We start from the raw sequence: 12,011 nt of genomic DNA, 5'->3' as shown, positions 1-12,011 counted from the left end.
ATCCGGCCGTCACCTGGGGCCCGCGGGGGCCACGGCCTCCAGGGCGTCGACGCTGCCGGACATGACGGTGCGCACGTGCCGGGTCAGGTGTTCGGTCGGCCAGTCCCACCAGGCGAGGGCGAGGAGGCGGGCCACGTCCGTCTCGCTGTACCGGGTGCGGATCGGTTTGGCCGGGTTGCCGCCGACGATGCCGTAGTCGGGGACGTCGTCGACGACGACGGCTCCGGAGGCGACGACCGCGCCGTGGCCGATGCGGACTCCGGGCATGACGGTGGCGCCGTGACCGAACCAGACGTCGTTGCCGACGACGGTGTCCCCTCGGCCGGGGAGGCCGGTGATGAGGTCGAAGTGCTCGGCCCAGGCGCCGCCCATGATGGGGAACGGGAAGGTCGAGGGACCGTCCATGCGGTGGTTGGCACCGTTCATGATGAACCGGGTGCCGGTGCCCAGCGCGCAGAACTTCCCGATGACCAGTTTCTCCGGGCCGTAGTGGTAGAGCACGTTGCGGGTCTCGAAGGCGGTGGGATCGTCCGGGTCGTCGTAGTAGGAGTAGGCGCCGACCTCGATCAGCGGGGAGGTCACCAGCGGCTTCAGGAGCACGACGCGCGGCTGGCCGGGCATCGGGTGGAGCACCGAGGAGTCGGGGGCATCGGGATTCACGGCGGAGCCACTCCAGACGGTCTGTGCGTGCGCGGGCGGAGTCGGGTCGGCAGATTCGGGACGGCGGATTCGGTTCAGCGGATCCGGGTCGGCGGATCCGGGTTGGCGGATTCGGTTCAGCGGGAGTCGACGCGGTGGACCCGCTGGCTGGTCAGCTCGTACCGGGCCCCGACGACGGCCAGCTTCCCGGCCGCGACCCGCTCGGCCAGTACGGGCTCCGCGGTCAGCCGCGCGTGCACCAGCCCGACGTTCGCGGTGATCGCGGCGTCCGCCCGCCCCGCCCCCGTCAGCGTACGGTCGATGGCCGGGCGGATCTGATCGACCAGGTACTGCAAGTGGCCCGGCAGCTGCCCTCCGGCCTCGTCCGCGCCCACCGCGGCGCCAACGGCACCGCACGACTGGTGTCCCAGGACCACGACGAGGGGAATGCCCAGCTCCACGACCCCGTACGCGATGCTCGCCAGGACCGCCTCGTCCAGGACCTCACCCGCCGACCGCACGGTCAGCAGGTCGCCGAGACCCTGGTCGAAGACCAGCTCGGGGGGCACGCGGGAATCGACGCAGCCGAGGATCACGGCGAAGGGGTGCTGTCCGGCGACGAGCGTCTGCCGCACCGCCATGGTCTCGTCGGGATGCCGCTCGTGCAGCGTCCTCCAGCGCTGGTTCCCCTCGTCGAGCGCCCGTAGCGCGGACTGGGGGCTGGCCGGCCGCGGGCCGTTGAGCCCTTCGGTGACGGAGCTCGTGCCGGTCGGCCACCCGGCGACCAGCCCCGCGCCCACGGCAACCGCGCCCGTCAGCGCGGCCCGGACGAACCGGCGGCGCCCCGGTCCCCCATGAGGTTCGGCATCAGCGGTCATAACGGAACAAGCTAGATGCACCGGACCCCTGACATGTCGTCCGGCGCTCTTCTTTGATCGATTTTTGGCAGATCAAGGGCAAGGAACGACCGGCTTGACCCATCCGCGCGCCGCCCCCATCCCGTACGCCACGGACACCCAGGGCGTCCCGAAATGCGGAACACAATGGTCCAATATGCGGACCCCGGTTGCGTGCGCCCGAGCCACGCCGACAGGATGTGGCCATGGCCCCCGTACTGGTATCGCGTCGTCACGTAGATCTGCTGCGTGTGTCGACCATGCTGTGTCGGGCCGACTCCCCCCGTGCGCACGGCTGTTGATCCGCTGATCCGCCGCTCCTGACGCCGTACGGGCCACCGCGCGCGTTCTGCCCGCGCCCGCGTCCCGCCTGCCTTCCGCCCTCCTGCCCGTGCACACGTGCCCACCTCCCCCACCGGCGGTGGCACGTGTCACGCCGCTGCCTCGACGAGGTCCTCTCATGCCGGAAAACCCCCTCCTGCTCCACTGGTTCCTGCCCACCGGCGGGGACGGCCGCGATCCCGGCGGCGTCACCGCCGTCCAGGGCCGTACCGGGGCCGCCACGCGGCGGCCCGCCGACATCCCCTACCTGGCCCAGGTGGCCCGTGCCGCCGAGCAGGCCGGATTCCATTCGTTGCTGACGCCCGTGGGGCTCGGCTGCGTGGACCCCTGGATCCTCACCGCCGCCCTCGCGCAGCACACCACCCGCATCGGGTTCCTCGTCGCGTTCCGCGCCGGTTTCGCCAGTCCCACCCTGCTCGCCCAACAGGCCGACGCCTTCCGCAGGTTCGCCGGAGGGCGGATCGCGCTGAACGTGGTCACGGGCGGCGACCCCGCCGAACAGCGGTCCTACGGGGACCAGTTGGGGCACGACAACCGCTACGCCCGTACCGCGGAGGTGATGTCGGTCCTGCGGGACCTGCTGGACGGCAAGTCCGTCGACCACGACGGGGCACATCTGCGGATCGAGGGCGCCCGGCTCACCGATCCCGAACTCCGGCATCCGGTACCGCTGTACTTCGGCGGTGCCTCGCCCGCCGCCGAGGAGGTCGCCGCCCGGCACGCCGACGTACAGCTGCTGTGGGGCGAACCGCCCGCCGCCGTCGCCGCGCGCGTCGCCCGGCTCAGGGAGCGGGCCCGGGCGGCCGGGCGCACCGTACGCTTCGGGCTGCGGCTGCACGTCATCAGCCGGGACACCGCCGCCGAGGCCTGGTCGGAGGCGGACCGGATCCTCGCCGGGATCGATCCGGAGGCCGTGCGGGCGAGCCAGGAGCGGTTCGCCGCCATGGATTCCACCGGGCAGGCCCGGATGACCGCGCTGCACGGCGGGGTCGTGGACGCCGCCCGCCTCACGGTGGCGCCGAACCTGTGGGCCGGCATCGGCCTGGTCCGCGAGGGCGCCGGGACCGCGCTGGTCGGCTCGCACGACGAGGTCGCCGCGCGGCTCGCCGAGTACCGGGCCCTGGGCATCGACGAGTTCGTCCTCTCCGGCTACCCGCACCTCGAAGAGGCGTACCGGGTCGGCGAGGAAGTGGTCCCGCGGCTGCGCGCCCTGACCGGGGCGGCCGCCGCGTGACCGCCCTCACGACGGCGGCCGCCCCGGAGAGCCTTCCGCTGCCGCCCGATCCGGCTCCGCCCCGGGCCGGATCCCCCCGCCGGGAGCGTCTGCGCGAGGCGCTGCGCTGGGGCGCGCTGCGGATCGTCGCCCTCGCCGTGCTCCTCGCCGCCTGGCAGGCGGTGGTGTCCGCCGAGGTGTGGCCGCGGGTCCTGGTGCCCTCGCCCGGTGACGTGTGGCGGCAGTTCGTCCTCGCCTCCACCGTGCACGACGGGGTACGCGGCTACGGCGGCCACCTGCTGATCGAGCACCTCGGGGTGAGCCTCGGCCGGATCGGCACCGGCTCGGCGTACGCCGTGCTGGCCGGGGTGCCGCTGGGGCTGCTGATCGGTACGGTCCGGCCGCTGGCCGTCGTACTGGAACCCGCGGTGACGTTCCTGCGGACCCTGCCGCCCCTGGCGTACCTCTCGCTGCTGGTCATCTGGTTCGGCATCGACGAGGCCCCGAAGATCTGGCTGCTGGTGATCGCGGCGCTGCCGCCGATCGCGGCGGCCACCGCGGCCGCCGTCCGCACGGTCCCCGGCCAACTCGTCGAAGCGGCGCGGGCCTTGGGTTCGGGTCCGGTCGCGCTGCTGCTGTCGGTGCGACTGCCGTCCGCCCTGCCGGAGATCCTCACGGGCGTCCGGATCGCCGTCGGTGTCGCCTACACCTCGGTCGTCGCGGCCGAGACCATCAACGGCGTACCCGGCATCGGAGGCATGATCCGCGACGCGCAGCGCTACAACCAGACCGCGCTGGTGATCGCGGGCATCCTCGCCATCGGACTGTCCGGGATCGTCCTGGACGCGCTCCTGCGGCTCGTCGAGCGGACCGCCGTCCCGTGGCGCGGCCGCGCCTGATCCCACCCTCTCCCCCCGCCTTCCCCCCGTTCTCCCCCTTCCTTCCCTTCCTTCCGCATCCCCTTCCCCGCCCCGCCTCAGACCGGAGACCGTCCATGCCCAGAACCCTGTCCCGCCGCACCCTCCTGCTCGCCGCGGCCGTCACCCTGACGGCTTCCGCCACCGCCGCGTGCGGGGGTGGCGGGGACACGGCCGGCGGCTCCGGCGGGCGGACCACCGTACGGATCGCCTACCAGGCGATACCCAACGCCGACCTGGTGGTGAAGAACCAGAAGCTGCTGGAGAAGGCCCTCCCCGAAGCCGACGTGAAGTGGGTGAAGTTCGAGTCCGGCGGGGACGTCAACACGGCCGTCATCGCCGGGGCCGTGGACCTGGGCCTGGCCGGGTCGAGCCCGGTCACCAAGGGCTTGTCCGCCCCGCTGAACATCCCGTACAAGGTGGTGTGGATCCACGACCTGATCGGGGACAACGAAGCACTCGTCGCCAAGTCCGGGATCGGTTCGGTGAAGGAACTGGCGGGCAAGAAGGTGGCCACCCCCTTCGGTTCGACCGCCCACTACTCGCTGCTCGCCGCGCTGACCGCCGCCGGTGTCGAGCCGTCGGCCGTGCAGACCATCGACCTCCAGCCGCAGGACGCGCTCGCCGCGTGGAAGCGCGGGGACATCGACGCCGCGTACGTGTGGACGCCGACGCTGAGCGAACTCACAAAGGACGGCAAGGTGCTCGTCAGCAGCCGTGAACTGGCCAAGCAGGGCAAGCCGACCGCCGACCTGGGGGTGGTCACGAACGCGTTCGCCGCCAGGCATCCGGAGGTGGTCACCGCCTGGATCAAGGCACAGGACCAGGCCGTCGCGCAGGCGCGCACCGCTCCGGACGAGGCCGCGAAGTCCATCGGCGCGGAGCTCGGGCTGCCGGCGGAGGAGGCGAAGCGGCAACTGTCCGAACTGGTGCTGCTGAGCGCGAAGGAGCAGACGGGTCCCGAGTACCTGGGCACGCCGGGCGCCCCCGGCAAGCTGGCGGCGAACCTGCGCGACGCCGCCGTGTTCCTGAAGGGGCAGAAGGCCGTCGACGCGGTGCCGGACGAGGCCGCGTTCGGACGGGCGCTCGCGGTGGAGGAGCTCGGCCGTGCCGCCAACTGACGTGCCGGGTACGGAGGTCGCGGTCGTCGATCTGGTGGGGGTGTCGGTCCGGTACGGCTCGGCGAAGCAGCCGGTGACGGCGCTCGAAGGGGTGGACCTGCGGATCCGCGCGGGTGAGTTCGTCGTCCTGGTCGGGCCGTCGGGCTGCGGCAAGACGAGCCTGCTGCGCGTGGTGGCGGGCTTCGAGCGGCCCGCCTCGGGCCTCGCCCTGGTCCGGGGCGCCCCGCCCCGGCCGGGTGTGGGCGCCGGGGTGGTGTTCCAGCAGCCCCGGCTGTTCCCGTGGCGCACGGTCGGCGGGAACCTCGGCTTCGCGCTGGCCCGGCTCGGGGTGCCCCGCGCCGAGCGGAGCGGCCGGATCGCGGAGCTCCTGGAGCGGGTGGGGCTGTCCGGCATGGCGGGCCGGCGCACGTGGGAGCTGTCGGGCGGTCAGCAGCAGCGGGTGGCGCTCGCCCGGGCCCTGGCGGCGGAGCCCGAACTCCTGCTCATGGACGAGCCGTTCGCCGCGCTCGACGCGCTGACGCGGGAGCGGCTCCAGGAGGAGGTGCGGACCTTGGCCGGGCGGCTCGGTACGACGGTGCTGTTCGTGACCCACTCGGCGGAAGAGGCCGTCCTGCTGGGCTCCCGGGTGCTGGTCATGGCCGCCGGGCCCGGCCGGGTGGTGGCGGAGCTGCCGGTGCCCCTGGACCGCGACCCGGACTCGGACGTCTCGGCGCTGCGGGCCGCTCCCGAGTTCGCCCGCCTGCGCGGCCGGCTGACGGAGACCATGCGCGGCTGAGGCGACCGTCCCAGGGCGTCCCGGGGGCCGTCCCGTCGGGCGGACCGGGTGGCATGCGGGACGGACCGCATGCCCCCGGAACCCGTCCCCGAGGTGCGTGGGGAGGGTGTTCTACGCTGTCCGTGACGAGGAGTGAGCGGACGAGCCGCCTTGAGACCGAGGACGCCTGCACGATGAGCCCGAAGCAACAACGCGGCGAAGCCACGGTCGAGCAGGTACTGGACGCGGCACTCGGCCTCTACGCCGCGTCGGGCGAAGCCGGCCTCACCCTCGGCACGATCACGAGGGCCAGCGGGGTCAGCTCCGGAAGCATCTACCACCACTTCGGCAGTCTCGACGGGGTGTTCGCCGCTCTCGCATTGCGCTCGGTGGGCCAGCTCCTGAACGCCCTGGGAACGGAGCTGATCGGCGCGGCCGACGCCCGCTCCGGTATCCGGGCCGTGGTCCTGGCCTACCTGGATTTCGCGCGGAGCCGTCCGGACGAGGCCCGCCTCATCCACTCCGCGACCGCGGACCGCGAAACCATGGCGCGTGCCGGAGAGCTCCGCGACTCCCAGGAGGCCCGGCTGGCACCGATCGCCCTCTGGATCCACGCCCACCAGGAATCCGGCGAACTCGCGCGGCTGCCCGCCCCCGTGATCGAGTCCCTCGTCATGGGTCCGGTCGTCGCCGTCGTCCGCCGCTGGCTCACGGTGGGTGACGTCGACCTGGAGGAAGCCGCCCGTACGCTGCCCGACCGGATCTGGCGCTCCGTCAGTCACGCTTAGGCCCGTCTCCTGCGGGTCAGCCCCGGACGCGGCTGACCCGGCCCTCGTCCCAGACCGGTTCGTCCGTCTCCACTACCCGGCCGTCGGACCGGAAGACCAGGAAGCGGCTGAACACCCGGGCGAACCAGCGGTCGTGGGTGACGGCCACCACCGTTCCGGTGAAACCGGCCAGGGCCTCCTCCAGCGCCTCGGCCGAGATCAGGTCCAGGTTGTCGGTCGGTTCGTCGAGCAACAGCAGGGTCGCCCCCGCGAGTTCCAGCAGCAGGACCTGGAAGCGTGCCTGCTGACCGCCCGAAAGGGTCTCGAAGTTCTGGCGGCCGGCGCCCGCCAGGCCGTAGCGGCTCAGGGCCGACATGGCGCCCTGGAGGTCCAGCCCGGGGCGATCGCCCTCACCGGCGCCGAGGATGTCGGCCGGGGTCCGGCCGGCCCACTCCGGGTGCCGGTGCGTCTGGGCGAACAGTCCGGGCCGGACGCGTGCGCCCAGACGGCAGTCACCGGTGTGTGCCACCGTCGGGTCCGTGTCCGCGCCGGCCTCGTCCAGCAGGCGCAGGAAGTGGCTCTTGCCCGAACCGTTGGAACCGAGCACGCACACCCGGTCGCCGAAGAACACCTCCAGGTCGAACGGCCGCATCAGGCCGCTGAGTTCGAGGTCCTTGCAGGTGATCGCGCGCAGGCCCGTCCGGCCGCCGCGCAGGTCCGGTGCGACCCGCTGCCGGCGCGGCGGCGCGGGCGGCGGCCCGGCCTCCTCGAACTTCGACAGCCGGGTCTGGGCCGCGTGGTAGCGCGAGGCCATCTCGTCACTGATGGACGACTGCTGGCGCAAGGTCCGTACCAGTTCCTTGAGTTGCTCGTGCTTCTCGCTCCAGCGCTGGCGCATCTCGGCCGCGCGCTGCCAGCGCGCCTCACGCGCCTCGGCCCAGGTGGCGAACCCTCCGCCGTGGGTCCAGGCCGTGCCGCCCTCCAGCGTCACGACCTGGCCGGCCGTACGGCTGAGCACCTCGCGGTCGTGGGTGATCAGCAGGACGCCCTGCCGGGTCTGCGTGAGCTGTTCCTCCAGCCAGCGCTTGCCGGGTACGTCGAGGTAGTTGTCGGGTTCGTCCAGCAGCAGCAGTTCCGCCGGGCCGCGGAGCAGCGCTTCCAGGACGAGCCTTTTCTGCTCTCCGCCGGACAGCGTGGAGACCTCCCGGTACTGGGCGACCCGGAACGGGCTGCCGAGCGCGGCGACCGTCACGGTGTCCCAGAGCACCTCGTAGTCGTAGCCTCCGGCCTCGCCCCAGTCCACCAGTGCCTGTGCGTAGCGGAGTTGGGTGGGCTCGTCCTCCGTCTCCATCATGGCCAGCTCGGCCGTGTCGATGGCGGCGGCCGCGGCCCGCAGCGGTGCGGGCGCGACGGCGAGCAGGAGGTCGCGGACGGTGCGGTCGTCGCGCAGGCTGCCGATGAACTGCGGCATGACCGCGACCGCTCCCTGGCTGCGGAACGATCCGTGCTGCGCCGGGATCTCACCCGAGAGGATGCGCAGGAGCGTGGTCTTGCCGGCGCCGTTGTCGCCGATGAGCGCGACCGTTTGACCGGACGGGACCCGGAACGAGACGTCGTGGAACAGCTCGCGGCCGTCGGCGAGAACATGACCGAGGCCGGCGGCTTCGAGGTAGCCCATGGGAGGAGACCCTAGCGGCCGGACACCGCGTGGGGCCATTCCTTTTTGGCGGGCCCGTCCCATGGATTTCCGATGTTCCGACGATTCCTCAATCATCGCGCAGCGGTTGCTGATTATGCGACCGATCCGGCTATTCACCCGCCGGTATAAAGGGCGCGTCGATTTCTTGCGTCAATCAGCTGTGTACGGAATGGTTGCGGTCGAAAGAAGCTTCGGGGGTGGTCCAAGCGATCTCCCCTCGGGCCCGCTGTGCCTGCGCGTTCGCTGATGCCTGCGCGGCGCCCGCCCCCCCTCGTTCCCAGCGTTCCGATCCTCCACGGAAATGCGAGAGTCAGCCATGCCGTCCATTGCCGCCAGGCACTCCGCGGCCCCCGCGCCGCGGTCCGCTCCCGTCACCGTCGCCCTCGTCGGGGCGGAATTCGGATGGGGAAGTTCGGGAAAGCTGAGCGCGGTACTCGCCGCGTTACAGGACCGGTCGGCTCTTCCCCTGCGGTTCGTCGGGCTCGCGTCGGGGCTGGGGCGGCCGCTGCTCGCCGGGCACGCGGTGGACGGCTGGTACGACCTGCCGGACGATCCGGGCCTGTTGGGCACCGCGGTCCGGGAGTTCGTGCGGTCACAGGAGGTGCGGGCCGCCGTCGTCGTCCTGGACGGTGCGGCCGCGAAGGCCCTGCTGGCCGCCGGAGTGCCCACGGTCTTCGTCGACAGCCTGCCCTTCCTCTGGTCCGAGGGCGACCGGCCCGCACTGCCGCTGGACGCGACGGTGTACTGCGCCCAGAAGAGCGTCGAGCTGCCGCCCGAGTGCCTGGAGGTCCTGGCCGACGCCCGGGAGCTGCGCTGGGTCGAGGCGGTCATCGCCCGGCCCCGCGCCTCGGCACCGGAGGGCGGCGCCCGGCGGAACACGGGCCGCCCGTACCGCAGGGCGCTGGTCAGCCTGGGGGGTCTGCGGGCGCCGAACCTCGCTGATCCGGAGCACTATCCGCGCCTGGTCGTCCCGGCCGTCCTCGAAGCCCTCGCCGCCCACGGCATCGAGGAGGTGCACATCGCCGGCAACCTGCCCGGCGACCTGGCGGGCCGGCTCGTCGACTCCTCGACCGCCCCGCCCCGGACGACCGCCGGCCCGCTCGGGCACGGCGCGTTCCTGGAACGGCTGGACGCCTGTGACGTCCTGCTCACCTCGCCGGGGCTGACCACCCTGCTGGAGGCGGGCGGACTGGACGTCCCCACCGTCTGCCTGCCGCCGCAGAACCTCAGCCAGATCTTCAACGGCCGCTACCACAGCCGGGCACTCGGGGCCCGGCTGCGGGTCCTCTGGCCCAAGGAGGTGCTCGTCGAGGACGACGCGGTGGCCCTCCGCTCCGAGGGCGAGGACCACGCCCTCCGGCTGATCTACGGGGCGATCGCCGCGGCGGCACGGGGCGACGGCCGGCAGGCCGTCGGCCACGCCCTGCGCGACGGCGTCCTGGACGCGCTGCGCCGTTCCGCCGGCGTCGAGGACTGGGGCGCGCTCACGACCACGGTCGGCACCGGCGGCGCGGCCCAGGTGGCCGACGCACTGCTCGGAGTCCTGGGCACGGCCGGTCCGCTCGCCTGACCCGGTCGGCCGGCGGGCCGCGGCCCGCCCGTGACCACCCGTCGCCGTCCCACCCGCCCCATGAGTCGCCTGGAAGGTCTCCGTCCCCGTGCGTACACGCGATCGCTACCTCTTCATCCGGATCCTGGAAGCCTGCAACGCCGACTGCTTCATGTGCGAGTTCGCGCTCTCCCGCGACACGTTCCGTTTCTCCCTGGAGGACTTCGACGACCTGGTGCCCAAGGCCAGGGAAGCCGGCGTGGGCTACGTCCGGTTCACCGGGGGCGAACCACTGATGCACCCGGACGTGGTGGAGCTGGTGCGCGCGGGCACGGCCGGCGGGATGAAGATGTCCCTCATCACCAACGGCTCGCTGCTGCCCCGGATGGCCGCCCCCCTGGCCCGGGCCGGCCTGGCCCAGGTGATCGTCAGCCTCGACGGCGCCTCGGGCGCCACCCACGACGTCTACCGGCGCTCCCCCGGCATGTTCGACAGCGGGCTGCGGGGCCTGCGGGACGCCGCCGCGCTCGGCGTGCTGCCCAGGGTCAACACCGTGGTCGGGCCGCACAACTACACGGAGGTGCCTCGTCTGCAGGAGGTCCTGACGGAGGCGGGGGTGCGCCAGTGGGAGCTGTCCGCCCTCAAACTCGACCGCACGATCACCTACCCCGACGCCGATCACGTCCGCAGCGTCTGCGATCCGGTGTACGACGCCGACCCGGCCGCCCTGCTGGTGCCGATGGGCAAGCGCTTCTACGGCGACACCCCGCAGGAGCAGGAGCGGTACTTCACCCGGTCCGTCACACCGCGCGCCGCCGAGCCCGTGTGCCACGTCGCCGACGACGTGATCTACGTGGACGGCAAGTTCGGCCGGATGTTCGCGTGCAGCTGCATCCCCCACCGCGAGGGCGACGACGGGCCCGGTGGCGCACCCCTGCGGGAACAGGGGGTGATCCGGCTCGACACCCCGGCGTTCCGCTCCCACGCCAGCTGGTTCCGCGAGAACGGCCCCGAGGTGTGCAGCGGCTGTTCCACCACCGCCGCCGGATACAGCGACGACGTGGCCCGGCTCGGGGCGGTGGGGGCATGGCACTACTGACCCCGGCCCGGGCGGCCGCTGCCGCGCCGGACGGCCGTGCGGGGCCCGGCCCGCGGGTGCTGCTGAGCGCCCGCGAGGACCAGCTGGACTCGGCCCTCGCCCTGCGCCGGGTGGCCGCGCACCTCGGCGACCTCCGCCGGACCGGCTGGTCCGCGCTCGAACCGCCCCCGGTCGCGGCGCTGGTCTGCGACGACGTGGCCGCCACCGAGCGGCTCCTGGACCTGGGCGTTCCGGTCGTGCACCTGCGATCGGGCCATTGCGGCCCGGCCGCCGACGGCGCACCGCCGGGGCGTGCCCTCGGACGGGTCCACCGGCCGGGATGGCTGCCGTCGCCCGGGCACCCGGTCCCCGGCGCACGGTCCACCGGGGTCCTCGCGCCGCGCCGCACCGGGCTGAGCCGGAGCCGCTCGGGCACCCTCGTGATGCTGTCCCTGTGGGGCGTACCCGACGCGGACGCGGAGGCCTTCGCGGCCGGAGCGCTGCGGGAGCTGGCCGCCGCCGCACTGCACCGCACCGGGAGCTGCACGGTGGTCACCGATACCGGGCTCGGTCTCCTGCGGTCCGCCCTGGCGGAGCGTCCGGACGTACGGGTGCTCCGGGCCGCCGACGCGGACCCCGACGCCCTCCATGCCGACGCCGCCGTGTTCCTGGCCTCGCCGGTGCTCGGGGCGCTCGCGCTCGCCCAGGCGCGCAGGGCGCCGATGGCCCTGCTGCCGGCGCTGGGGCCCGCCCAGCGGGATCTGGCCGACCAGCTCGGCCGGGTCCTGCCGCAGCTGCCCTCGGCCGACGATCCCGACGACCCCGGCCTGTGGGCCCCGCCGGCGGGGGCCGCCGGGCCGTGGCACCTGCTCGACCCCGCCCTGGACGACCTGCGCGGGGCGCAGCGGGTCGCCCGGGTCCTGCGCCAACTCGCGCTCGCCCCGCTGTGAGCCCTGCCCCCGCCCCGCCCCGGGCGCCGTCATCCTCCCGGTCCGGCCCCGCCGGTGCCGGCCACCTCACCCACCTCACCCACGTC

At 73.5% G+C, this 12,011-nt stretch carries 11 protein-coding genes; 8 read left to right on the top strand and 3 right to left on the bottom strand.

Annotated features, from left to right (window positions below; all coding sequences use genetic code 11):
- Positions 1–9: 9 nt before the first annotated feature.
- Both AC07B0_RS07380 and AC07B0_RS07375 read right to left on the bottom strand, forming a co-directional pair.
- Positions 10–621: a CatB-related O-acetyltransferase gene (locus tag AC07B0_RS07380; RefSeq protein WP_478897254.1), complete on the bottom strand. Its 612-nt coding sequence runs from the start codon at positions 619–621 to the stop codon at positions 10–12.
- A gap of 155 nt (positions 622–776) precedes the next feature.
- A complete protein-coding gene (locus AC07B0_RS07375; protein WP_469378044.1) occupies positions 777–1,517 on the bottom strand; it encodes a carbonic anhydrase in 741 nt (246 codons plus the stop codon).
- A 478-nt stretch (positions 1,518–1,995) separates the two neighbouring features.
- Here AC07B0_RS07375 and AC07B0_RS07370 point away from each other — a divergent pair, with 478 nt between their 5' ends.
- The 5 genes from AC07B0_RS07370 to AC07B0_RS07350 all read left to right on the top strand — a co-directional run bounded on the left by AC07B0_RS07370 (position 1,996) and on the right by AC07B0_RS07350 (position 6,670).
- Positions 1,996–3,111 (top strand): LLM class flavin-dependent oxidoreductase, encoded by a 1,116-nt coding sequence (locus AC07B0_RS07370; protein ID WP_478897185.1) that lies wholly within the window; start codon positions 1,996–1,998, stop codon positions 3,109–3,111.
- Complete coding sequence (locus tag AC07B0_RS07365; RefSeq protein WP_478897183.1) at positions 3,108–3,989, top strand: ABC transporter permease; 882 nt, start codon at positions 3,108–3,110, stop codon at positions 3,987–3,989. Before AC07B0_RS07370 ends, AC07B0_RS07365 begins: the two co-directional genes overlap by 4 nt.
- Positions 3,990–4,084: 95 nt before the next feature.
- The gene (locus AC07B0_RS07360; protein WP_478897181.1) at positions 4,085–5,128 is read left to right on the top strand and encodes a taurine ABC transporter substrate-binding protein; all 1,044 of its coding nucleotides are present in this window, start codon (positions 4,085–4,087) and stop codon (positions 5,126–5,128) included.
- Positions 5,115–5,903 carry an ABC transporter ATP-binding protein gene (locus AC07B0_RS07355; protein ID WP_478897179.1) on the top strand — a complete coding sequence of 263 codons (789 nt, stop codon included), beginning with the start codon at positions 5,115–5,117 and terminating at the stop codon, positions 5,901–5,903. The genes AC07B0_RS07360 and AC07B0_RS07355 overlap by 14 nt, the downstream gene beginning before the upstream one ends.
- A gap of 173 nt (positions 5,904–6,076) precedes the next feature.
- On the top strand, positions 6,077–6,670 hold the full coding sequence (locus tag AC07B0_RS07350; protein ID WP_478897177.1) for a TetR/AcrR family transcriptional regulator: 594 nt from the start codon (positions 6,077–6,079) through the stop codon (positions 6,668–6,670).
- Between the two features lie 16 nt (positions 6,671–6,686).
- Here the strand turns inward: AC07B0_RS07350 and AC07B0_RS07345 are convergent, their stop codons facing one another.
- Positions 6,687–8,327, bottom strand: coding sequence for an ABC-F family ATP-binding cassette domain-containing protein (locus AC07B0_RS07345; RefSeq protein ID WP_356876516.1), 1,641 nt, complete (start codon positions 8,325–8,327; stop codon positions 6,687–6,689).
- Positions 8,328–8,664: 337 nt separating this feature from the next.
- On the opposite strand from AC07B0_RS07345, the gene AC07B0_RS07340 reads away from it, so the two are divergent.
- The 3 genes from AC07B0_RS07340 (at position 8,665) to blsF (ending at position 11,925) form a co-directional block, all read left to right on the top strand.
- The gene (locus AC07B0_RS07340) at positions 8,665–9,918 is read left to right on the top strand and encodes a hydroxymethylcytosylglucuronate/cytosylglucuronate synthase (protein WP_478897175.1); all 1,254 of its coding nucleotides are present in this window, start codon (positions 8,665–8,667) and stop codon (positions 9,916–9,918) included.
- Between the two features lie 88 nt (positions 9,919–10,006).
- Positions 10,007–10,996, top strand: coding sequence for a cytosylglucuronate decarboxylase (gene blsE, locus AC07B0_RS07335; RefSeq protein ID WP_478897173.1), 990 nt, complete (start codon positions 10,007–10,009; stop codon positions 10,994–10,996).
- Positions 10,984–11,925, top strand: a complete 942-nt coding sequence (blsF, locus tag AC07B0_RS07330; RefSeq protein WP_478897171.1) for a CGA synthase-related protein — start codon at positions 10,984–10,986, stop codon at positions 11,923–11,925. The genes blsE and blsF overlap by 13 nt, the downstream gene beginning before the upstream one ends.
- Positions 11,926–12,011: the final 86 nt, after the last annotated feature.

This window comes from Streptomyces sp. NPDC044704 (genome assembly GCF_056433525.1).
Note: the sequence above shows the minus strand (reverse complement) of the source record. Positions and strands in the feature narration are given on the sequence as shown.